Genomic DNA, 21,982 nt, shown 5'->3' with positions numbered 1-21,982 from the left:
CGATCCAAGCTGGGCAGTCAAACCAAGCGAGGCATCACATGACTCTTCGGATTTCGGGCAAGAGCGTCAGCGTCGGCGAGGCCCTGCGCGGCCGCGTGACCGACCGGACCGAAGAGGTCCTCCGTAAATATTTCGACGGCAATTATTCCGGACATATCACGCTCAGCAAGGACGGCTTCGGCTTCCGCACCGATTGTGCGCTGCATCTTGATTCCGGCATTACGCTGGAAGCCGATTCGAATGCGCCGGACGCCTATGCCAGCGCCGACCAGGCGCTGATCATGATCGAGAAGCGGCTCAAGCGCTACAAGAGCCGGCTCAAGGACCGCTCCGCCCGCAAGGCCCATGTCGCCTCCGCGGCGCTGGCTGCGCTAAACGCGACTGCTTACGTGCTGGAGGCGCCGGGCGAGGATGGCGAAGAGGATGAGGTCACCGGCTACAGCCCCGTGATCATCGCCGAGGCGACGACGTCGCTGAAGCAGATGTCGGTCAGTGAGGCCGTCATGGAACTCGACCTCAGCGGAGCACCCTGCCTGGTATTCCAGCACGGTTCCTCAGGCCGGGTGAACATCATCTACCGCCGGGCTGACGGCAATGTCGGCTGGATCGACCCGCCGGGTGCCAAATCGGACGGCTAGGGCGGCCCCGTATCAACCACAGCCTCAACAATGACCGGGGCAAAGCCGCACGCGGCAGTTGGCACCGGGATTGCGTTGGAGTAGAAGCGCCCCACATCAGGACTTACCGAACCTTGGCTAAGTCCGCCTCCTGCTTCACCTTCTTGACGCCGGCCGGGCTCGATCTGATCGAGCCGGCCAATTCGGAACCTGACGGTTTAATTCACCTCGGAACACTTCCATGCCGATTACCGATCTGGTCGCGCCCGAGGCGATACTTCCGGCATTGAAGGTCAACAGCAAGAAACAGGCGCTCCAGGAACTCGCGGCCAAGGCCGCCGAGTTGACCGGCCAGAACGAGCGTTCGGTGTTCGAGGTGCTGCTTCAGCGCGAGAAGCTCGGCACCACCGCGGTCGGCTACGGCGTCGCCATTCCCCACGGCAAGCTACCCAAGCTGGAAAAGATCTTTGGCCTGTTCGCCCGGCTCGATCGCCCGATCGATTTCGAGGCGATGGACGCCCAGCCGGTCGATCTGGTCTTCCTGCTGCTCGCCCCCGAAGGTGCCGGCGCCGATCACCTCAAGGCCCTCGCCCGCATCGCCCGCCTGCTGCGCGACCAGGACATCGCCAAAAAACTCCGCGCCTCGCGCGATGCGCAAGCGATCTATTCGGTGCTCGCCCTGCCGCCGGCGACCGCGGCTTAATAAACCGGTCTCCAACCGTTCAGATGAATCCTGACCTTGCCCACGCAAGTGCCAGCAAAGTCTGACATGCCGGCGAGCCACTTGATGTAAGGGTTTAAAAAGTGGTGCGCAGGAAAGGATTGGCTGTGCCGATCTGCAAGATGCTGATCTTTATAGCATTTTCTTGAGCTCGTCGAGACGTTGTTACACAGTCCTGTTGCGCACTTGGGGGCAAGTTCCGGCTTCGGTGCCGGAGCGCGGCTAGCACCTTCGTCTTGTGGACGAGCGTCAGTATCCGCTTCAACACCTCTCAACCGGCAGTTGCTTCGGCAGGCGGGATCGTGTTTCGTCAGCGGTTGGGAGGGGCGCTCATCATGTATGCCGGCTTTAAGCTCGTTGACCTTCAGCTCGAAGATATCGATCTGGATGACAAGAATCCACGGATCGTCTCGCAGACCGCATTAAGCACGCAGGCGGCTATTCTGGCTTATCTCTACGAGAACGAGGAGCTAGAGGCCTTCATCAAGCGGATTGCATCGGAAGGCCACAACATCGGGGCGGAGCGACCTTACGTCGTCAAGAAGGGTTCCCGCTATGTCGTCATCGAGGGCAATACGCGCATAGCGGCCTACAAAGTCCTCACCGGCCTTTTGAAGCCGCCCAAAGACTATGCCGATTCTGTGCCGCACGTCTCCGAGGCCCTGAAGAAAGTCCTCCAGACAGTCGCATGCACGCTTGCTCCGGACCGCGACGCATTGATGCCCGTGATGGCAGGCGCCCATTTTGGCAGAGGCGACAAATCCCAGTGGGGCTATCTCGGCAGCAGGCAGGCGATCTACAATGAGTGGAAGTCCGATAAGTCGCTTGCGAAGATCGCCAAGGTTTTCAGACTCACGCAAGGAGAGGTGAAAGACCTCATTCTTGAGTATCAGCTGTATCTAAAGGCGCTGTCCCTCAATTGGACGCCGAAAGAAAAAGACGTTCTCCTCAAACCGAACGTTGCCTTCAATCCTCCTGTCCGCTTCTTGCAGACCAGCGGCCACAAAGCCAAAATGGGCATCACCTACGATGCTGCCAATCTGAAGGTCGTGTTTGCATCTGGCGCTGACAAGAAATTCAAGCACCTCATCAAGAAGCTTGTCGTAAATCCCGAACGTGGATTGGGCGCGACCGCATCATACGACAGCGTTTTCTCGGACTACGATGAATCCGGCACCGGTTCAAAAGCGTCCAAGAAGAAGGGTGGCGAAAAGAAGACGGGAGGCACAGGCGGAACGGGAGCGGGTTCATCTGGCGGGGGCTCTGGAGGCGGCACGGGTGGAGGGGCGACCGGCGGAAAGACCACGCTCAAGCCCGGCACTCTCTTCGGCTATCATCCCAAGAAGATGAATAGCGGCCTGATTACGCAGCTCCTCAAAGAAGCCAAAGACATCAATTATAAAAAACTTCCCGCTGCGGCGACTTTCTTGCTGCGCAACATCGTCGAGTCCATTCTGAAACACATCATTGATGACCAAGGCGGCAACAAGCTCGGAAAGTCGCACGACTTGGAAAGCGCTCTCAATCTCATTGCGAGCAATGCAATCACGCTTCCGTCTGGCGATAAGAAAATATTAGCGGAGTTCAAGAAGGATCACCTCGCGTATTTGAACCTTGGGGCGCATGGAAACGTGATCCCAAACGAGACGCGTCTGGCGGCCGCTCGGGATTCCATTGATCAGTTTGTAAAGAAGTATGTGTGATGATTGGCTCGCCACTTCGATATCCGGGCGGGAAGGCGAAGCTTTTCCCATTTTTCGTCGAGTTGATCAGAGAGAATAAGCTTTTCGGCCGCGACTATTGCGAACCGTATGCGGGCGGGGCTGGCTTGGCGATTCGGCTCCTCACGACCGGCTTCGTCGACAAGGTCTCAATCAACGACATAGATCCGTCGATCTACGCATTTTGGATGTCGGCCCTGTTTGACACTGAGAAGTTCTGCCGCCTGATCGCCAAGACGCCTATCACCATTGACCAATGGCATGAGCAGCAAGAGGTCTGGCAAAATGGTGACCTCGACAACAAGCTCGCGCTTGGCTTCTCCGCTTACTTCCTCAATCGAACGAACCGCTCGGGCATCATTGAGGGCGCAGGTCCGATTGGTGGGTTCGAACAAAAAGGGAAGTGGAAGATCGACGTTCGTTTGGTCAAAGACCGGCAAATCGAGAACTTGAAGGCCCTGGCCCGCTACTCGAATCAGATCGAAGTAACGAATCTAGACGCGATGGATTTCCTTCAGAAGGTTCTGAGCAATCCGAACGCCCTGACCTATCTGGACCCGCCCTATTACGTCAAAGGGCACAAGCTCTACAAAAACTTCTATCAACCGAAAGACCACGAGGAAATTGCTCAGGCGCTCCGCAAGAAGCGCTGCGTTAATTGGGTAGTCTCATATGACGACGTGCCGGCGATTCGGTCTATCTATTCCACGTTCGACCCAATTACCTATTTGCTGAACTACAGCGCGGGCGAAAAGTCTGAAGGCCCAGAGGTCATCTTCCTGAGCGACAGCCTCAAAGCACCAACGATAACTGGCTTTGACGCTCATCACGCTCGACGGCCTGCCCTGAAAAAGCGAGCCACAATTGGCAAGAAGGTCTCGGCCTCAAAGGTCCGCAACCGGCCGAAAACTGTGCGAGGGTCGAAAATCTAAGAGGTCACCTCGTAGCATCGGCTGCGACCTTTCCCCCCATCCCCCTCATCAATTTCTAAGACATCGTTCAGCGCCGCGTCCCGGAGTTCGGCTCTTCTGCGCTCCTTGCGGCCATTGGCAGGTCCCCCACTCAAAAAGCGCGCGCTATCACCGCCCGTGCGTGAGTCGTTTTGACTCAGGCGGCCCCTCTTGCCGATCGATTCCTCCGAAAAATATGGTGACAACGCTCTTCGACTAAGGTTTTCGCGGGCCACCATCGAGAGAGAAATAGCTGTGAAGCGCTTCGCGCCTACCTCTTTCGCAACCGGCAGAGGCAAGGGCCCGCGGCTCGATCGAGGCAATCTGAAGCGACCTCGGTTCTGGAAAAGGTGCGTGTCAAAAACAAGCGGGCACGCCTTCCTGCGAAGGCATGCCCGCCAAAATCCTATTCGTGCGACTCACGTGCGCTCAGTGCACGCTCACCGCAGCTCGTTGCTCCAGGCGTTGGCGAATGCGGCTTCGCGGCTGTCGGTCAGCATGATCGGCGGGTCGCTTCTATCGATCCGTTCCGAGACGATCGGCTATTTGAGACGTGCACTGATCTTGTCGATGCCGGCTTTGGCGCAAGTTTCGTCATCATCGATGCCGGGCCCGCCCGAGACGCCGATGCCACCGATGACTTCGTTGCCAACCTTGATACGAAGACCGCCGACAATGAGCGAGACGCGCGGTAGCTTGCCCAGGCCGCCGGCATTGGCCAAGCCCCAGAAGGCGGTTGGATTTGCTCCCATCCGCTTCACCATGGCGCTGATGCTGTCGTCGTTGTGGGTCGCGCCGATCGTGACCACGGTATACGCCTTGTCACTGGCCAGATCGAACGAGGCCGCGTGAGCCCCATCACCGCGCAACATGGCCTGCGTCAGGCCATCGACGTCGACGACGGCCGCGCTGACTCGGAAACCCTGCTTCGCGCAACTCGCAACCGCCTCGGTTACGACTTCCGCTGCCAGAGCCGCCGATAGCCTGTGCGTCGTGACGATGTCGTCGGAACGGGCCGGGGATGCCGCCGCAACAAGCATGAGGACGAGCGCGGTTGCGAGCCGCGTCGCAAGCGAGATTTTGCCGCGCGGGGTGGAGAGCAGCATCAAGACATGGGTCATTAAGAATTGGGTCATCTGGACGGGTCCTCGACGTAGGGGTTGGACATCACGGCGTGCCATCGGCCGCGCCGGGGATTCGGTAGACGATTGCTATCCCCAAAGAAATTGATGAAGTTTAGCTCATCTTGATCTATAAATTAGAACATGGACGCCTTGACCCTCGACCAGATTCAGATCTTCCTCGCCATTGTCGACGAGGGCAGTTTCTCGAAGGCAGCCAAGAAGCTGAAGCGCGCCCAATCGGCGGTGACCTACGGCATTCAAAAGCTGGAGGTGCAGATCGACATGACGCTGTTCGATCGCGCCGCTTACCGGCCAACCCTGACCGAGGCGGGGCGCACGCTCCTGCTCCGCGCGCGACGGATTACCGAAGAGACGAACGCCTTCCGCGATTCCGCGCGAAGTCTTGCCAGCGGGCTCGAAGCCGAATTGACCATTGTGCTGGATTCAATGTTCCCGATGCACGCCGTCGTGGATGCGCTGAAGGCCTTTACGGAGAGGTTTCCGACCGTTCCTCCGCGCGTCTACGTACAGCCGCTCGGGGCTGCAACGGAGCTCCTGCTCGACGGCACCTGTATGATCGGGCTTCTGCAATTCATCTTCACCGATCTTCCCGTCCTGAGGCGCTTCCACTTGCTGACCGTCGATTTGATCCCGGTGGTGGCCCCGCATCATCCGCTGGCCGCATGCGATGGCCCGATCGAGACACATGTCTTGCAACGATATGTTCAGCTCGTGTTGACGGACCGATCGGCCATGACGGCCGGCCGCGATTACGGCGTCCTGTCCGGTCAGACCTGGCGGCTCGCCGATCTCGGCGCAAAACATTCAATGCTGTTGGCCGGCCTCGGATGGGGAAACATGCCCGCGCATCTGGTCGAGGACGATATTGTGCGGGGTCGTTTGAAGATCATACGTCCAACCGCATTCGATGCGCGTGCCACCCGACTCGTCATGGGTGGCGCGTATCGCGCCGATCAGCGACTGGGCCCCGCGGGTCAATGGATGATCGAGTATTTGTCGGCGACGGCCGAACGCTAAGCATGTCGGCATATGCGCCGCTTCTCGCGGGTCTGTCTTCCCCTGCGGATGAGCGGCAGATCGTCGACTAAGGAAGCACAGGGATAAGACAAAACGGGCACGCCTTCATCTGAAGGCATGCCCGCTTGAAACTCTATTCGTGCGACGCGTGCGCTCAGTGCACGCTCACCGCTTGCAGCTCGTTGCTCCAGGCGTTGGCGACCGCGGCTTCGCGGCTGTCGGTCAGCATGATCGGCGTGCCGTCGGCGGAGTGGAGCGCGAACAGCTTGAGGCCGGGCGCAATCTTCGGGGCTTCAGGGAACAGGCCGGGCACATCCTCGGAGCGGATCTGCTTCACATAGGCGATATGGCCTTCGCCGAGGGTTGCCAGCGTCTCCGGCGAGACAGCCTTGGCTTCGTATTCGAACGCAACGTGACCTTCACTCATGGTCTCGACTCCTTCACAGAAACTAAGCGGTCGAGTCCGCTACTCGTTCCATTATTCGTGCTCATTGATAGCGATTGTCTTAACGATCCTCTCCGGTTCAGGCCGGGCCAGGTCGACCGACAACAACCCGTTCTTCAGATCCGCACCCAGCACCAGCATCCCCTCTGCCAGCACGAAAGTGCGCTGGAAGTGGCGCGCGGCAATGCCGCGATGGATGTATTGCCGGGACTTGTCGTCCTGCTGCCGGCCGCGGATCACGAGCTGGTTTTCCTCAATGGTTACATCGAGTTGGTCGCGGGTGAATCCGGCGACCGCCAGCGTGATGCGCAAACGCTCGGGCTGGCCGTCCGACCGGTCGCACCTCTCGATATTGTAGGGAGGATAACCGTCGGCGCCTTTGACGACGCGATCGAGCACGCGCTCAATCTCGTCGAAGCCCAGAAGGAACGGACTGGAAAGCGTGGGAACACGAGACATAGTTTACAAAGTCCTCTCGAAGCGACTTTGGCATTTCAGGGCCCGGAAGCGGCGCCCCTTGGTCAGCAATATGGGCATATCCCCGTGGGGGTTCAAGGACGTAGCGGGAGGCTATGGATTCACTGCTTCAGCCGTGGCCCGGCCGTGACGAATCTAACCTGCGATTTATCCCAATGAAAACAGACCTCCGGCTACTGTGCATGGGGTTGTTTTCGCGCTTTTGGCTCGCCCGCCCTTCGGAACCGCTCAGACTTCGATCCGCGTCCGGCCGTCGCCGCTGAACAGGTGCAGTTTCGGCCGCACCGCCGCGACTCGGATTTTTTGGCCGATCGGCGGCGCCTCGGAGCCGGGGATGCGGACGATGACCTCGCCGGGCGGCAGTTCGCCCGGATTGGCGGCGATGCGCTGCTCGTCCTGCGCGCGTGCGCCGTAAATAAAAGTCTCGGCGCCGACGCGCTCGATCGCTTCCACAGTGAGCGGGAGCGCAACACCGCCGGCCGGCGTCTGGTCGGTGATGACAAAATCTTCCGGCCGGATGCCGAGGATGCCGGCGTCGCCTGCGTTGCCGAGCTGCGATTTGATTTCATCGGTGCGCGTCGACATCAGATTCATCGGCGGTGCGCCGATGAAGGAGGCGACGAAGGTCGTCGCCGGCTTCTCGTAGATCGCAAGGGGATTACCGACCTGCTCGACCTGGCCGCCATTCATCACCACGAGAACGTCGGCGAGCGTCATCGCCTCGAGCTGGTCGTGGGTGACGTAGATCGATGTCGTGTTGAGCCGGCGCTGCAATTTGCGGATCTCGACGCGCATCGCGATGCGCAGCTTGGCGTCGAGGTTGGAGAGCGGCTCGTCGAACAGGAACACCTTCGGCTGGCGCACGATGGCGCGGCCCATGGCGACGCGCTGGCGCTGGCCGCCGGAGAGCTGGCGCGGCTTGCGCTCCAGCATCGGCGCAAGCTCGAGCACGCGCGCGGCTTCCTCGACGCGGGTCCTGATCTCGGCTTCCTTCATGCCGCGATTGCGCAGGCCGTAGGCCATGTTGTTGAAGACGCTCATATGCGGATAGAGCGCGTAATTCTGGAACACCATCGCGATGTCGCGATCGGCGGGCTCGACCTGGTTGACGACGCGGCCGCCGATGTCGATCTCGCCGCCGGTGACGGTCTCGAGCCCTGCGACCATGCGGAGCAGGGTCGACTTGCCGCAGCCGGACGGCCCCACCAGCACGCAGAACTGCCCGTCGCCGACATCGACGTTGACGCCCTTGATGGCCTCGAAGCCGCCGGGATAGGTCTTGCGGACGTTGCGCAGGGTGACGTTGGCCATAACTCTCTACTTCTCCGTCTCGACCAGGCCGCGCACGAACAATTTCTGCATGGCAACGACGACGAACACCGGCGGCAGCATGGCCAGCACGGCGGTCGCCATCACAATCGGCCATTCGGTCAGCGCATCGTTGGTGGTCATCATCTTGCGAATGCCGATCTGGATGGTCTGCATGTCGTCGCGTGTGGTGATCAGCAGCGGCCAGAGATACTGATTCCAGCCGAGAATGAAGAGGATCACGAACAGCGCGGCCATGTTGGTGCGCGACAGCGGCAGCAGCGTATCCCAGAAGAAGCGCAAGGGTCCGGCGCCGTCGATGCGCGACGCCTCCAGCAATTCATCCGGCACGGTCATGAAGAATTGGCGGAACAGCAGCGTCGCCGTGGCCGAGGCGATCAGCGGCAGCGCGAGGCCGGCATAGCTATCGAGCATGTGCAGGTCGGCGACGATCTTGTAGGTCGGATAGATGCGGACCTCGACCGGCAGCATCAAGGTGATGAAGATGATCCAGAAGATCGGCATCCGGAAGGGAAAGCGGAAATACACGATCGCATAGGCGGAGATGATCGAGATCGCGATCTTGCCGACCGCGATCAGGAGTGCCATCACCAGCGAGTTCAGCATCATGTTGCCGACCGGCTCGCGGGTCGAGCCGCTCGTGCCGACGAAGATCGTCTGGTAGTAGACCTCGAAGAAATGTCCGCCCGGCAACAGCGACATCTGCCCGTTGGCGATCAGCGCGTTGTCCTGCGTCGAGGCGACGATGGCGACGTAGACCGGGAAGGCGACGATCGCGATCCCGATCCAGAGGACGATGTGGGCGACGTAGCGTCGAAAGCCCTCCTGCTCGACCATCAGTAGGTCACCTTGCGTTCGACGAAGCGGAACTGGATTCCGGTCAGCACGATGACCATGACCATCAGGATCACCGACTGCGCCGCCGAGCCGCCGAGGTTTCCGCCGATCAGGCCGTCGTTATAGACCTTGTAGACCAGCGTCACCGTTGACGTGCCGGGACCGCCGCGGGTCATGGTGTCGATGATGCCGAAGGTGTCGAAGAAGGCGTAGACGATGTTGACGACCAGCAGGAAGAAGATGGTCGGCGACAGCAGCGGGAAGGTCACGGTCCAGAACCGGCGCATCGGGCGCGCGCCGTCGATCGCGGCGGCCTCGAGCACGCTCTTCGGAATGCTCGCGAGCCCCGCGAGGAAGAACAGGAAATTATAGGAGATCTGCTTCCAGGCGGCGGCGAGGATGACCAGCGTCGCGGCCTGGTCGCCGTCGAGCAGCGGATTCCATTCGATGCCGGCAGCGCGCAGATAGCGCGAGAGCACGCCGAGCGAGGGGTGCAGCATGAAGACCCAGAGCACGCCGACCACGGGCGGCGCCACGGCATAGGGCCAGATCAGCAGCGTGCGGTAGACCGCGCCGCCGCGCAGCGGCTTGTCCGCCATCACCGCGAGCAGCAAAGCCACCGAGAGCGAGGAGGCAGCGATCGCAAACGAGAAGACGAAGGTTCGGACGATCGTCTCGAAATAGGCGGGGTCACCGAACAGTTCGACGTAATTCTCGAACCAGACGAAGCTCGTCGAGAGGCCGAAGGCGTCCTGCAGCAGGAAGGACTGGATGACGGCCTGCACGGCCGGCCAGTAGAAGAAAATCAGAACGATCGCGAGTTGCGGCGCAACCAGCGCATAAGGCAGCAGCTTTGATTGGAAAATCGCTTGCTTTTGCATGATGGGGTGGCGCCGGCGGGCCGCTCGTCGTGCGGCCCACCGGAGCCTTCGCCTTATTTCACGGCGGTCTTTTCGAACTGGCGCAGCATCGTGTTGCCGCGCTCGACGGAGGCATCCAGCGCCTGCTTGGCGGTCTTCTTGCCGGCCAGCGCCTGCTCGATCTCTTCCGCCCAGACGTCACGCAGCTGAACCATGTTGCCGAGGCGCAGGCCGCGCGAGTTCTCGGTCGGCTCCTTGTTGGTCAGCTCGAGCAGCGGGGTCTCCAGATAGGGCTGGTCCTTGTAGAAGCCCTCGGCCTTGGCCTTTTCATAGGCCGCCTTGGTGATCGGCAGATAGCCCGAGGCCTTGTGGATGTAGACCTGACGATCGGTGTCCGAGAGGAAGGTCAGGAATTTGGCGACGCCCTTGTATTCGTCGGCCGACTTGCCGCCCATGACCCAGAGCGAAGCACCGCCGATGATCGAGTTCTGCGGCGCGCCCTTGACGTCGGGATAATACGGCATCGGCGCGGCGGTGAAGTTGAACTTGGCCTGTGCCTTGACGTTGCCGAAGAAGGCCGACGAGGTCAGGTAGATCGCGCACTCACCCGAGGTGAAGCGGCCTTCGCCCTGGTTGGTGCGGCCGGCGTAGTCATAGGTCTTGTCCTTCTGCAGCTCGACCAGCTTCTCGAGATGCTTCTCTTGCAGCGGCGCGTTGAACTCGAGCTTGGTGTCGAAGCCGTCAAGGCCGTTCGCCTTGCTCGCGAGCGGCACGTTGTGCCAGGCGGAGAGCTGCTCGAGATTGACCCAGGTGACCCAGGAGTTGGAGAAGCCGCAGGTCGGATGGCCGTTGTCGTGCAGCTTCTTGGCGACCGCGAACACTTCGGGCCAGGTCTTCGGGATCTCGGCGTTGACCTTCTTGAGCTCGTCGAGGTTGACCCACATCACGGTCGACGACGAGTTGAAGGGAAAGGACAGCATCTCGCCCTTCGAGGTCGAATAGTAGCCGGTGATCGCGGACAGGTAGTTCTTCGGATCGAACTTCTCGCCGGCGTCCGCCATCAGCTTGTAGACCGGCTTCACGGCGCCGGTCGCGGCCATCATGGTCGCGGTGCCGACTTCGAACACCTGCATGATGTGCGGGGCGTTGCCGGCGCGGAAGGCCGCGATGCCGGCGTTCATGGTGTCGGGATAGCTGCCCTTGTAGGTCGGGATGACCTTGTAGTCGCTCTGCGACGCATTGAAGTCGTTGGCGAGCTTGACGATGACGTCGTTGTTGGCGCCCGTCATCGCGTGCCACCACTGGATTTCAGTCACGGCCAGTGCCGGCGAAGCCGTCATGCCAACCGCGATTGCAACAGCGGCAGCCGCCCCAAAATGTCGAAGAGCCATCAAGTAAACCTCCCTTAGCCGTCCCTTAGCCGTCCCTTGGCCGTCAAAAAGATCGCTTGCGCTAGCAGCGCCATATGACGTTCACATGACTGTGTATGCGGCCGAAACGAAAGCAGCAAGCGCTGCTAAAAGGGAAGTCGTCAAATAGGCGAAGGCGCGCTGGGGCAGCTTCCCCGTTCGCAGTGCACATGCGCACATGCGTGCCCGCGCCGCACTGCGGCATTGGCCGACCTCACTAAACCTCTCCCGCAGGCGGCAGAGGGAGCGCACCACCTAGCGCTTGCGCTCGGGCCCGCAGACCACGCCCTTTTCGACCATCGCGTCGATCTCCGCCTTTGAGTAGCCGAACTCGCCCAGCACCTCCTGGGAGTGCTGGCTGAACTTCGGCGGCAGGCGGCGCAGGCTCGGCTTGCTGCGATCGAGTCGGATCGGCGAGGCTACGCCCTTGTACCAGTCCTTCTCGATGACGTCGCCGCGCGCGATCGTGTGCGGGTTGGTCAACGCCTGGTCGATCTTCTGCACGGGGCCTGCGGGCAGGCCCGCGGCGAGCAGCCGATTGCACAACGGCTCGGCCTCGTGCTGGCTGAACACCGCGGCAAGCTCGGCGCGCAGCGCGTCGCGATTGGCGATGCGGTCCTTGTTGCGGGCAAAGCGCGGATCGGTGCCGAGCTCGGGCTTGCCGATCTCCTTGGCGAGCTTGCGGAAGGTGCCGTCATTGCCGACGCCGATGAAGATGTTGTCGGTCTTGGTCGGGAAGATCGCGTAGGGCACGAGGTTGGGATGCTCGTTGCCGGTGAGCCCCGGCGGCTTGCCATGCATGAAATAATTCGCGGTGTGCGGATGCATGATGGCAAGCCCGGTCTCGTATAGCGTCGTCTCCAGGAACTGGCCAAGCCCTGAGCGCTGCCGCTCCGACAGCGCCATCAGGATGCCGATCGCCGCGTAAAGACCGGTGGTGATGTCGACCAGCGGCACGCCGATCCGCATCGGACCGCTCTCGGGCGAACCGGTCGCCGCGATCATGCCGGTCATGGCCTGGATGATGGCGTCATAGCCGGGATTGCCGCCGCGCGGACCGTCGGCGCCGAAGCCGCAGATCCGGCAATGCACGAGGCGCGGATATTTCTGGCTGAGCGCATCGTTGCCGATGCCCCATTTCTCCAGCGTGCCCGGCTTGAAATTCTCGATCAGGACGTCGGCCGTCTCCAGCATCTTGAGCAGCACGACACGGCCGCCCTCGGAGGCGAGGTCGAGGCCGATCGAGCGCTTGTTGCGGTTGATGCCGACGAAATAGGCCGCGTCTTCCTCGTGGAAGGGAGGACCCCAGTCGCGCACCTCGTCGCCGGCCGGCGGCTCGACCTTGATGATGTCGGCGCCATGGTCGGCGAGGATCTGGGTGCAGTAGGGGCCGCCGAGCACGCGCGTGAGATCGATGACGCGCAGTCCGCTCATTGCGCCGGTTGCGGCTTCAGTCATGCCTTCGCTTCCCCTGTGTCGATATTTGACCACAGGCCTAGCGAGGTTCGTCCAAGCCAGCAATGGCTTGTCGCGTAGAGCGTCATGCAGCGCAGGCGGCAATCCCGCAGCATGGCAAATCGAGCGGAAGCGGCCGGCCCAAGGGGGATCCCGGGCCAGCCAATCCACCGTCAGATCAGACGACCGTCAGGCGAACGTCGACATTGCCGCGCGTCGCGTTGGAGTACGGGCACACCTGGTGCGCCTTCTCGACCAGCGCCTCGGCGTCGGCGCGGGACAGGCCCGGCAGCGAGACGGCGAGATCGATGTCGAGACCGAAACCGCCGGCCGAGCGCGGGCCGATGCCGACGGTCGAGGTCACGGAGGCGTCGGCGGGGACCTTCGGGCCGCCCTGCGAGGACACGAACTTCATCGCGCCGATGAAGCAGGCGGCATAGCCGGCCGCAAACAGCTGCTCGGGATTGTTGCCGGCGCCGCCGCCACCGCCGAGCTCTTTCGGCGTGGTGAGCTTGACGTCGAGCGCGCCGTCGAGGGTCGCAGCACGGCCGTCACGGCCGCCGGTGGCTTTTGCGCTGGTCTTGTAGAGGACGTTCACGGACATTTTCGTCTCCTCAGGGGTCTTCGGGTTGGGGTGAAATCTCTATCGCAACAATTAGATTGCGCGCAATCGAATTTTGCATGCCTCACATTTAATTGTTCGCAATTGAATGTCGGCCCGCCCGGTCCCACAATGCGGGTCAATCTCGTGAGATTTCTCTATGGCCCGGAAATTATCGACCCTGGATCCGCAACGTCTCGACAACCAGATCTGTTTCGCCGTCTATTCAGCCGCGCACGCCTTCAACCGCGTCTACAAGCCGCTGCTCGATCGGTTCGGCCTGACCTATCCGCAATATCTGGTAATGCTGGTGCTGTGGGAGCGCGACGACGTGCCGCTTAGGGATATCGGCGAAAAGCTGTTTCTCGATTCGGGCACGCTGACGCCGCTGCTCAAGCGGCTCGAAGCCGCGCACCTCGTCAAGCGCACGCGCTCCAGCGAGGACGAGCGTCAGGTCCTGATCGCGCTGACGCCGCAGGGGCACGCGCTGAAAGACAAGGCACGCACCGTCCCGCAGTCGATCCTGGCCGCGTCGGATTGCTCGGTGTCGGAGCTGGTCGCGATGAAGGACGAGATCGTCGCGCTGCGCGACCGGTTGAATGCGGTGATTGGGGAGTAGGGGGATCAGCAGAGCCGCTTCTTCGAGAAAGCGCGGCCCGAGTGTGACTTGAGATAAGTCTCGAACGCCAAGGCCTTCATTTTATCAGGGAAGGCGCAGTACCAAACCAGCTTCCATGGCTTGAACTTTGCGGTGTGAGCGGACTTGCCGGCGTTGTGCTCCGGAAGCCGTCGCTTCAGATCTTCCGTGGCGCCGATGTATTCCTGGTCGGGGAACTCGATGCTGCGAATGATGTAGACGTACCACATCGACGGCTCGCGCGGGGGAAGGAAGGGGTGGGAGTATCAAACCGTCCGTCTTCGCCCTACGGGCTTCGCCGGACACCACGCTTCGCCCTTCAGGCTCCCCGTGGCTGCGCCACGCGTAGCCCGAAGGGCGAAGCGTGGTGGAGCCAGGCGGGATCGAACCGCCGACCTCTTGCATGCCATGCAAGCGCTCTCCCAGCTGAGCTATGGCCCCTTAAGTCCTGGGACGATCCTTTCGGATCAGTCCCGACCGGCGAGCCTGGTGACTCGCGCGGTGCACCCTTTTTCACAGATCAGGGCTGATCTCAAGTCTCTTCATCGCCTCCGACATCACCAATGATGTCGGTCACGTCCTCATCGCCTTCTTCTTCGTCGGCAATGAAGGTCGAATCATCGTCATCGTCGCCGTCGAGGGTCTCGTCGACCTCGATATCGTCCTCGGATTCGGGGACGACGGCCTTGACCTTGCCGGTGTTCTCCTCGGCATCGGCCTCCTCCAGCGAGACCTCCTCGACCTCCGCCGGCTCCGGCGTGGTGTCGGCGGCTGCTGCAGCGTGGCGGGCTTCGGCGCCGCGCGGCATACGCGCCGGCGCCACGGGTGCGATCGGCACAACTTCGCCGGTATAGGGCGAGATCACCGGGTTCTTGTTGAGATCATAGAATTTCTTGCCCGTCGTCGGGCAAATACGTTTGGTTCCGAGTTCGGACTTGGCCACGGCAGAGGAATCCTGGAATGTCTGAAAAGCGGTGTTTCACTTGGCTAGTTGGCGGCCCGCTGTCAATAGCGCATTACGAGAGAAAGACATGCCGGTGACGGCGGGGAGACCATGTGGTACCTGCCCCCAGCCCTGCAAGGCGCATTCGAGGACACAATCTTGACCTATTCCGACAAGCCCACGCCGCTGCAGTCGCGCGCCAGCGGCCCCCTGACCGGGAAAGTACGGGTGCCCGGGGACAAGTCGATTTCCCACCGTGCCCTGATCCTGGGGGCGCTCGCCGTTGGCGAGACCCGGATTTCGGGCCTCCTCGAGGGTGAAGACGTCCTCAACACCGCCAAATCCATGCAGGCCCTTGGCGCCAAGGTCGAGCGCACCGGCGATTTTGCCTGGAAGGTTAACGGCGTGGGCGTCGGAGGCTTCGCCGAGCCGAAGGCGGCGCTGGATTTCGGCAACTCCGGCACCGGTTGTCGGCTGGTCATGGGCGCCGTCGCAGGCTGCCCGATCTCGGCGGTGTTCGACGGCGATGCCTCGCTGCGCAGCCGCCCGATGCGCCGGATCCTCGATCCGCTTGAAAAGATGGGGGCGAAGGTTGTTTCCGGAGGCGAGGGCGGCCGGCTGCCGCTGACCGTCCAGGGCGCGCGCGATCCGCTGCCGATTACCTACAAGACCCCGGTTGCCTCGGCCCAGATCAAGTCGGCGGTGCTGCTGGCGGGCCTGTCGGCGCCGGGCACCACGACCGTGATCGAGAGCGAGGCCAGCCGCGACCACACCGAGCTGATGCTGAAGCATTTTGGCGCCGACATCACCTCGGTCGACGAGGGGGCTCACGGCCGCCGCATCACGCTGGTCGGCCAGCCCGAGCTGCATGGTGCCACCGTCATCGTGCCGGCCGATCCGTCTTCAGCGGCATTTCCGGTCGTTGCGGCACTGATCGTCGAGGGCTCCGATGTCGTTCTTTCCGACGTGATGACCAATCCGCTGCGCACCGGCCTTTTCACGACGCTGCGTGAAATGGGCGCTTCCATCGAGGAAAGCGAAGTGCGCGGTGACGCCGGTGAGCCGATGGCGCGCTTGCGCGTGCGCGCGTCAAAACTGCGCGGTGTCGAGGTGCCGCCGGAACGCGCGCCCTCGATGATCGACGAATATCTGGTGCTGGCGGTCGCGGCTTCGTTCGCCGAAGGCGCGACCATCATGCGCGGCCTGCAGGAGCTGCGCGTCAAGGAATCCGATCGGCTCGAGGCCACCGCGGACATGCTCCGCGTCAATGGCGTGAAGGTCACTGTTTCCGGCGACGATCTGATCGTCGAGGGTCGCGGCCACGTCCCCGGCGGCGCCACTGTCGCCACGCATATGGACCACCGCATCGCGATGTCGGCGCTGGTGATGGGCTGCGCGTCCGATCAGCCGGTGACGGTCGACGACACCGCCTTCATCGCCACCAGTTTCCCGGACTTCATTCCGATGATGCGGTCGCTGGGGGCCGATTTTTCATGAGGCCGCGGCCATGAGCGCAGCCTTCGATCGCGACGCCCTGCTGGATGCCTTCGATTCGATCGGCCGTGCTGCGGCCGATGCCGGAACCAAGCTTCAGATCGCGGTCTATGGCGGCTCCGCCCTCATGCTTGCCAGCAATTTCCGCTTCGCGACCGAGGATGTCGACGTCTCGAAGCTCGAGCGTCCGCTGCCGGACTGGTTGGAGAAGACAACAGCCGAAATAGCCGCAAGGAACGGTTGGAGTGCCGACTGGTTCAACGATCAGGTCGTATTCCATCTCAGTCCGCTCGCCGACCGCGCTGCAGATCATCTCGAATTTGGTACCTTCCCGCGCGATGGCACGCCGTCAGGGCTTGAGGTCTCGGTGCCCTCCGCTGCATATCTTCTTGCGTTGAAGCTGAAGGCATTCCGGATCACGGATCCCGTTCGCGGAGAGACGGAACGGTTGGATATCTTGAACTTGATGAAGGTGGTTGGAATCTCGACGGTGGAGGAAGCCATCGCGCTGCTCGGCCGGTATTTTCCGGTAAGCGCTGCTTCCTCGGAGAAGCAGCGCTTCTTGCTGAAGAACATGGACCTGGGGGGAGGAACCGATGCGCCCAAATACCCTCGCTGAAGCCGTCGATCGCATCTGCGCCGGTGCGCCGCAGGACTCGACGTTGGCTGAATTCCTCGACACGTTCGATCTCGCCGCGACGGACCGAGCTCAATACGAGACGATCGAGGACGAGCCCGCGCTAACGCAGAATGACCGGCTCGACGCCCTAGTCGGCGCAATCGCCGAATATCTGGCAAAGCAACGTCGCCTCGGCCGGGTGCCGGCGTGGGTCTGCGATCCGGCGCGGCGCCTTGCTGAACCATGGTTCACCACGTCTTCTCCGTCTGACGCGATGCGCGAATATCTGACATTCTCGAGTCCCGCCGAGTTCGCGTCTCGCAACATTTTTACCGAAGAGCAGCCGTTGCGGCGCGCCCGCGGACCCCACCCAGTCAAGGTTTGAGTGACATGATCATCGCCATCGATGGGCCCGCGGCCTCGGGCAAGGGCACGCTCGGCAAGCGCCTGGCCCATCATTACGGCTATCGTCACCTCGATACCGGCGTGATCTATCGTGCGGTTGCCTACGCCCTGATGGAGTCCGGCCATGATCTCCGGGACGAGGCGGCCGCAGTGCAGGCTGCGCTGGAACTCGATCCCGAAAAGTTCGGCAATCCGGCCCTCAAGACCCAGACGGCCGGCGAAGGCGCCTCCATCGTTTCGGCGATTCCCAGGGTTCGCGAGGTCCTGCTCAATTTCCAGCGGCAATTCGCCGCCGGTCCGCCCGGCGCGGTGCTGGATGGCCGGGACATTGGAACCGTGATCTGTCCCGATGCCGACGTGAAGATTTTCGTCGTGGCTGACCCAAGAGTCCGCGCCCGCCGCCGCACCATGGAGGCGAGGGCGCGGGGCGAGCAGGCGGATGAGGCGGCCGTCCTCGCCGACATCATCCAGCGCGACGAACGCGACAAGAACAGGCCGATTGCGCCTTTGAAACCGGCCCCGGATGCTTACTTGCTAGATAACTCCCAACTGGATATAGAAGGCGGAGTCCGGGCCGCCATCGACATTATCGAGGCTGTCCGAGCGGGCCGGTCGCGGGGTTAAGCCGCAGCCGTCATTGGAGGAAGTGCCCGCTCCCGCTCTTTGAGGTCGATACTCTCGGTCCCTGTTGGGGGCCGCTGCGATCCAGGCTCCGGACAACAGATTTTCCACGTATCGAACGTGCGGGCCTCAGCCGGCCCGCTTCCGCAATTCTGGTCGCAGACCGGAGCAGCGAGCGGTCGCTCGAAGGTTTTGTGGACCTTCCGACACTGCGCGTCCGATACGCCCAAAAACCCAACGGCCGGCAAGACATCCGCAACTGGAGAACAAATGGCTTCGATTTCCGCTGATACCTATAGCCCGTCGCGCGACGATTTCGCCGCGATGCTCGACGAGTCCTTCGCAGGTGGCAACCTGCAGGAGAGCTCGGTCGTCAAGGGCAAGGTGGTTGCAATTGAAAAGGACATGGCCGTCATCGACGTCGGCCTGAAGACCGAAGGCCGCGTTGCGCTGCGCGAATTTTCCGGCCCCGGCCGTGAGAGCGAGATCAAGGTTGGCGACGAGGTGGAAGTGTTCCTCGATCGCATCGAAAACGCCCTCGGCGAAGCCGTGCTGTCGCGCGACAAGGCGCGCCGCGAGGAGAGCTGGGGCAAGCTGGAGAAGGCGTTCCAGAACAACGAGAAGGTCACGGGCGTCATCTTCAACCAGGTCAAGGGCGGCTTCACCGTCGACCTCGACGGCGCCGTTGCCTTCCTGCCGCGTTCGCAGGTCGACATCCGTCCGATCCGCGACGTTGCGCCGCTGATGAACAACGCGCAGCCGTTCCAGATCCTCAAGATGGACCGTCGCCGCGGCAACATCGTCGTCTCCCGCCGCACGGTTCTCGAAGAGACCCGCGCCGAGCAGCGTCAGGAGCTGGTGCAGAACCTCGAAGAGGGTCAGGTCATCGACGGCGTGGTCAAGAACATCACCGATTACGGTGCGTTCGTTGACCTCGGCGGCATCGACGGCCTGCTGCACGTCACCGACATCGCGTGGCGCCGCGTCAACCACCCGACCGAAGTGCTCTCGATCGGCCAGACCGTGAAGGTCAAGATCATCAAGATCAACCACGAGACGCATCGCATCTCGCTGGGCATGAAGCAGCTGCTGGACGATCCGTGGCAGGGCATCGAAGCCAAGTACCCGCTGGGTGCCCGCTTCACCGGCCGCGTCACCAACATCACCGACTACGGTGCGTTCGTCGAGCTCGAGCCGGGCATCGAAGGCCTGATCCACGTCTCCGAGATGTCGTGGACCAAGAAGAACATGCACCCCGGCAAGATCGTGTCGACCTCGCAGGAAGTCGATGTGCAGGTGCTGGAAGTCGATTCCGTCAAGCGCCGCATCTCGCTCGGCCTCAAGCAGACCATGCGCAATCCTTGGGAGGTCTTCGTCGAAGGTCACCCGACCGGTTCGACGGTCGAGGGCGAAGTCAAGAACAAGACCGAGTTCGGTCTGTTCCTGGGCCTCGAGGGCGACGTCGACGGCATGGTCCATCTCTCCGACCTCGACTGGAAGCTTCCGGGCGAGCAGGTGATCGACAACTACAAGAAAGGCGACATGGTGAAGGCCGTGGTGCTCGATGTGGACGTCGAGAAGGAGCGTATCTCGCTCGGCATCAAGCAGCTCGAAGGCGACCCCTTCGCCGAGCCGGGCGATGTCAAGAAGGGCGCGGTCGTGACCTGCGAAGTGCTCGAAGTGAAGGAAAGCGGTATCGAGGTGAAGATCGCCGGTACCGACTTCACGACCTTCGTCAAGCGCTCGGAACTCGCGCGTGACCGCAACGACCAACGTGCCGAACGCTTCGCCGTCGGCGAGAAGGTCGATGCCCGCGTGATCCAGTTCGACAAGAAGGCCCGCAAGGTCCAGGTGTCGATCAAGGCGCTCGAAGTCGCCGAAGAGAAGGAAGCCATCGCGCAGTACGGCTCCTCGGATTCGGGTGCGACGCTCGGCGACATCCTGGGCACCGCGCTCAAGAACCGCGACAGCAAATAAGCGAAACGCTGGTTTTGCTGACATCGGAGCCCCGGCGCGAGCCGGGGCTTTTTTGTTGTGGCCCCATCCGGGCTGCGCGGGGCCTTGTTTTCTTCAAATTGCGCCGCAATTGATGTATCCAGACAAGCCAATGGTCACGTTGTGACGGCACAACGCCAGCGGCCTTTCATTTGGAGATATTCCGATGTCGCTCGATTCGGACATCATCGTCGATCGCCGCAGGATCCGCCGCAAGCTGACGTTCTGGCGCGTGATGGCCGCGCTGATCGCGATCGCTGCGATCGCGGGCTTCGCGCTGATCGCGACACCCGGCGCGCGCGGCAGCTTTGCTACCGCAGGCTCCATCGCGCGCGTGCAGATCGATGGCCTGATCCGCAGCGATTCCGAGCGCACGCGGGCGCTGGAGCGGCTGGAGAATTCGCAGGCCGCCGCCGTGATCGTTCACGTCAACTCGCCGGGCGGCACCACCGCCGGCTCCGAGCAGCTGTACGATTCACTGACGCGCCTGAAGGCGAAGAAGCCGCTGGTCGTCGTGGTCGAGGGGCTTGCCGCATCCGGCGGTTACATCACCGCAATTGCGAGCGACCACATCATCGCCCAGCAGAGCTCGCTGGTCGGCTCGATCGGCGTGCTGTTCCAGTTTCCCAACGTCTCGGAACTCTTGAAGACTATCGGCGTCAGGGTCGAGGAAGTGAAGTCCACGCCGCTGAAGGCCGCGCCCAACGGTTTTGAGCCGACCAGCCCCGAGGCCCGGGCCGCGCTGGATGCGCTGGTGAAGGATTCCTATGCCTGGTTCAAAGATCTGGTGAAGCAGCGCCGTGGCATGGATGACACGCAGCTCGAAAAAGTCGTCGATGGCCGGGTCTTCACCGGCCGCCAAGCGATCGATCTCAAGCTGATCGATCAGCTCGGCGACGAGAACACCGCCGTGACCTGGCTTGAGGAGCAGAAGGGCGTCAAGAAGGGTCTCAGCGTGCGCGATTACAAGCTCGAGCCGCGCTTCGGCGATCTCCCGTTCCTCAAGACGGCTGCCGCCGTGACGCTGGAAGCGCTTGGATTCGGCTCGATTGCGCACCAAATCGCGCAAACCGGCGTCGTGCAAGCGGTCGATCGCGTCGGGTTGGATGGAATGCTGGCCCTGTGGCAGCCGGCTGCGTCGAATTGACCGGGAACAAGCGGGAACAACGCGAGCTCAAGAGCTTTTTCCCGTCCGGCGAGTAGACGTGCAGCCCGCTTTTTCGGCATTTGTCACGCATTTTCACGACGCTCAACCTTCATTTAGCGTCTTGACAGATCAAGGCATTTTCACGGAAATGGTCATCCGCACGCTTCCGGGTCCTATCTCTCGATGATCAAATCCGAACTTGTTCAGCGTATCGCCGAGCACAACCCGCATCTGTACCAGCGGGATGTCGAGAACATTGTGAATGCGATTCTCGAGGAGATCGTAGCGGCACTCGCGCGCGGCGACCGCGTCGAGCTGCGCGGCTTCGGCGCCTTCTCGGTGAAGCACCGCCCTGCGCGCGCCGGCCGCAATCCGCGCACCGGCGCTCATGTCCCCGTCGATCAGAAGAGCGTTCCGTTCTTCAAGACCGGCAAGGAAATGCGCGAGCGGCTGAATCGCGATCATCCGGATCCCGGCGCGCCGGACTAAAGAAGCCGCTGTCGTCCGGGCTTTACCGACCGGCCGCATGATGCGGCA

At 62.0% G+C, this 21,982-nt stretch carries 24 protein-coding genes and 1 tRNA gene; 13 read left to right on the top strand and 12 right to left on the bottom strand.

The window, feature by feature from the left end; all coding sequences use genetic code 11:
• Nucleotides 1–38: 38 nt before the first annotated feature.
• The 4 genes from hpf to JJC00_RS00530 all read left to right on the top strand — a co-directional run bounded on the left by hpf (nucleotide 39) and on the right by JJC00_RS00530 (nucleotide 3,991).
• Nucleotides 39–638, top strand: a complete 600-nt coding sequence (hpf, locus tag JJC00_RS00545) for a ribosome hibernation-promoting factor, HPF/YfiA family (protein ID WP_200470850.1) — start codon at nucleotides 39–41, stop codon at nucleotides 636–638.
• Nucleotides 639–858: 220 nt separating this feature from the next.
• Nucleotides 859–1,320 (top strand): PTS IIA-like nitrogen regulatory protein PtsN, encoded by a 462-nt coding sequence (ptsN, locus tag JJC00_RS00540; RefSeq protein WP_200470849.1) that lies wholly within the window; start codon nucleotides 859–861, stop codon nucleotides 1,318–1,320.
• 254 nt (nucleotides 1,321–1,574) lie between these two features.
• Nucleotides 1,575–3,041 (top strand): hypothetical protein, encoded by a 1,467-nt coding sequence (locus JJC00_RS00535; RefSeq protein WP_200470848.1) that lies wholly within the window; start codon nucleotides 1,575–1,577, stop codon nucleotides 3,039–3,041.
• A complete protein-coding gene (locus JJC00_RS00530; protein ID WP_200470847.1) occupies nucleotides 3,041–3,991 on the top strand; it encodes a DNA adenine methylase in 951 nt (316 codons plus the stop codon). Before JJC00_RS00535 ends, JJC00_RS00530 begins: the two co-directional genes overlap by 1 nt.
• Before the next feature lie 560 nt (nucleotides 3,992–4,551).
• On the opposite strand, the gene JJC00_RS00525 is transcribed toward JJC00_RS00530, so the two are convergent.
• Nucleotides 4,552–5,190 (bottom strand): GlcG/HbpS family heme-binding protein, encoded by a 639-nt coding sequence (locus JJC00_RS00525; protein ID WP_200470846.1) that lies wholly within the window; start codon nucleotides 5,188–5,190, stop codon nucleotides 4,552–4,554.
• A gap of 84 nt (nucleotides 5,191–5,274) precedes the next feature.
• Between JJC00_RS00525 and JJC00_RS00520 the strand changes: the two genes are divergently transcribed.
• Nucleotides 5,275–6,171: a LysR family transcriptional regulator gene (locus JJC00_RS00520; RefSeq protein ID WP_200470845.1), complete on the top strand. Its 897-nt coding sequence runs from the start codon at nucleotides 5,275–5,277 to the stop codon at nucleotides 6,169–6,171.
• Between the two features lie 154 nt (nucleotides 6,172–6,325).
• Here JJC00_RS00520 and JJC00_RS00515 read toward each other — a convergent pair whose 3' ends face one another.
• From JJC00_RS00515 to JJC00_RS00480, 8 genes are all read right to left on the bottom strand, one after another.
• A complete protein-coding gene (locus JJC00_RS00515; protein WP_200470844.1) occupies nucleotides 6,326–6,598 on the bottom strand; it encodes a DUF1150 family protein in 273 nt (90 codons plus the stop codon).
• A 51-nt stretch (nucleotides 6,599–6,649) separates the two neighbouring features.
• Nucleotides 6,650–7,075 (bottom strand): Hsp20 family protein, encoded by a 426-nt coding sequence (locus JJC00_RS00510; RefSeq protein ID WP_018645065.1) that lies wholly within the window; start codon nucleotides 7,073–7,075, stop codon nucleotides 6,650–6,652.
• A gap of 246 nt (nucleotides 7,076–7,321) precedes the next feature.
• Nucleotides 7,322–8,404, bottom strand: coding sequence for a sn-glycerol-3-phosphate import ATP-binding protein UgpC (locus tag JJC00_RS00505; RefSeq protein ID WP_200470843.1), 1,083 nt, complete (start codon nucleotides 8,402–8,404; stop codon nucleotides 7,322–7,324).
• A gap of 6 nt (nucleotides 8,405–8,410) precedes the next feature.
• On the bottom strand, nucleotides 8,411–9,259 hold the full coding sequence (ugpE, locus tag JJC00_RS00500) for a sn-glycerol-3-phosphate ABC transporter permease UgpE (RefSeq protein WP_200470842.1): 849 nt from the start codon (nucleotides 9,257–9,259) through the stop codon (nucleotides 8,411–8,413).
• Nucleotides 9,259–10,140, bottom strand: a complete 882-nt coding sequence (ugpA, locus tag JJC00_RS00495) for a sn-glycerol-3-phosphate ABC transporter permease UgpA (RefSeq protein WP_200470841.1) — start codon at nucleotides 10,138–10,140, stop codon at nucleotides 9,259–9,261. The genes ugpE and ugpA overlap by 1 nt, the downstream gene beginning before the upstream one ends.
• Nucleotides 10,141–10,193: 53 nt before the next feature.
• Nucleotides 10,194–11,510: a sn-glycerol-3-phosphate ABC transporter substrate-binding protein UgpB gene (gene ugpB / locus JJC00_RS00490; protein WP_200470840.1), complete on the bottom strand. Its 1,317-nt coding sequence runs from the start codon at nucleotides 11,508–11,510 to the stop codon at nucleotides 10,194–10,196.
• A gap of 273 nt (nucleotides 11,511–11,783) precedes the next feature.
• Nucleotides 11,784–12,986, bottom strand: coding sequence for a CaiB/BaiF CoA transferase family protein (locus tag JJC00_RS00485; RefSeq protein ID WP_200470839.1), 1,203 nt, complete (start codon nucleotides 12,984–12,986; stop codon nucleotides 11,784–11,786).
• A gap of 175 nt (nucleotides 12,987–13,161) precedes the next feature.
• The gene (locus JJC00_RS00480) at nucleotides 13,162–13,587 is read right to left on the bottom strand and encodes an organic hydroperoxide resistance protein (protein WP_200470838.1); all 426 of its coding nucleotides are present in this window, start codon (nucleotides 13,585–13,587) and stop codon (nucleotides 13,162–13,164) included.
• Nucleotides 13,588–13,744: 157 nt separating this feature from the next.
• Between JJC00_RS00480 and JJC00_RS00475 the strand changes: the two genes are divergently transcribed.
• Nucleotides 13,745–14,203, top strand: a complete 459-nt coding sequence (locus JJC00_RS00475; RefSeq protein WP_200470837.1) for a MarR family winged helix-turn-helix transcriptional regulator — start codon at nucleotides 13,745–13,747, stop codon at nucleotides 14,201–14,203.
• Between the two features lie 5 nt (nucleotides 14,204–14,208).
• Here JJC00_RS00475 and JJC00_RS00470 read toward each other — a convergent pair whose 3' ends face one another.
• The 3 genes from JJC00_RS00470 to JJC00_RS00460 form a co-directional block, all read right to left on the bottom strand.
• Complete coding sequence (locus tag JJC00_RS00470; protein ID WP_200470836.1) at nucleotides 14,209–14,451, bottom strand: GIY-YIG nuclease family protein; 243 nt, start codon at nucleotides 14,449–14,451, stop codon at nucleotides 14,209–14,211.
• 135 nt (nucleotides 14,452–14,586) lie between these two features.
• Nucleotides 14,587–14,662, bottom strand: a tRNA-Ala gene (locus JJC00_RS00465).
• A gap of 91 nt (nucleotides 14,663–14,753) precedes the next feature.
• On the bottom strand, nucleotides 14,754–15,164 hold the full coding sequence (locus tag JJC00_RS00460; protein WP_200470835.1) for a TIGR02300 family protein: 411 nt from the start codon (nucleotides 15,162–15,164) through the stop codon (nucleotides 14,754–14,756).
• Between the two features lie 111 nt (nucleotides 15,165–15,275).
• Here JJC00_RS00460 and aroA point away from each other — a divergent pair, with 111 nt between their 5' ends.
• The 7 genes from aroA (at nucleotide 15,276) to JJC00_RS00425 (ending at nucleotide 21,934) form a co-directional block, all read left to right on the top strand.
• Nucleotides 15,276–16,661, top strand: a complete 1,386-nt coding sequence (aroA, locus tag JJC00_RS00455; RefSeq protein ID WP_433996473.1) for a 3-phosphoshikimate 1-carboxyvinyltransferase — start codon at nucleotides 15,276–15,278, stop codon at nucleotides 16,659–16,661.
• Nucleotides 16,662–16,671: 10 nt separating this feature from the next.
• Nucleotides 16,672–17,277, top strand: a complete 606-nt coding sequence (locus tag JJC00_RS00450) for a hypothetical protein (protein ID WP_200470833.1) — start codon at nucleotides 16,672–16,674, stop codon at nucleotides 17,275–17,277.
• Nucleotides 17,278–17,320: 43 nt separating this feature from the next.
• Complete coding sequence (locus JJC00_RS00445; protein WP_246774054.1) at nucleotides 17,321–17,662, top strand: hypothetical protein; 342 nt, start codon at nucleotides 17,321–17,323, stop codon at nucleotides 17,660–17,662.
• 5 nt (nucleotides 17,663–17,667) lie between these two features.
• Nucleotides 17,668–18,306 (top strand): (d)CMP kinase, encoded by a 639-nt coding sequence (gene cmk / locus JJC00_RS00440; protein ID WP_200470831.1) that lies wholly within the window; start codon nucleotides 17,668–17,670, stop codon nucleotides 18,304–18,306.
• Nucleotides 18,307–18,573: 267 nt separating this feature from the next.
• Nucleotides 18,574–20,280, top strand: a complete 1,707-nt coding sequence (gene rpsA, locus JJC00_RS00435) for a 30S ribosomal protein S1 (protein ID WP_027531594.1) — start codon at nucleotides 18,574–18,576, stop codon at nucleotides 20,278–20,280.
• 184 nt (nucleotides 20,281–20,464) lie between these two features.
• Nucleotides 20,465–21,445 carry a signal peptide peptidase SppA gene (gene sppA / locus JJC00_RS00430; RefSeq protein ID WP_200470830.1) on the top strand — a complete coding sequence of 327 codons (981 nt, stop codon included), beginning with the start codon at nucleotides 20,465–20,467 and terminating at the stop codon, nucleotides 21,443–21,445.
• 183 nt (nucleotides 21,446–21,628) lie between these two features.
• Nucleotides 21,629–21,934, top strand: a complete 306-nt coding sequence (locus JJC00_RS00425) for an integration host factor subunit beta (protein WP_007598410.1) — start codon at nucleotides 21,629–21,631, stop codon at nucleotides 21,932–21,934.
• Nucleotides 21,935–21,982 lie beyond the last annotated feature (48 nt).

This window comes from Bradyrhizobium diazoefficiens, assembly GCF_016616885.1.
GTDB classification, from domain to species: domain Bacteria; phylum Pseudomonadota; class Alphaproteobacteria; order Rhizobiales; family Xanthobacteraceae; genus Bradyrhizobium; species Bradyrhizobium diazoefficiens_F.
Note: the sequence above shows the minus strand (reverse complement) of the source record. Positions and strands in the feature narration are given on the sequence as shown.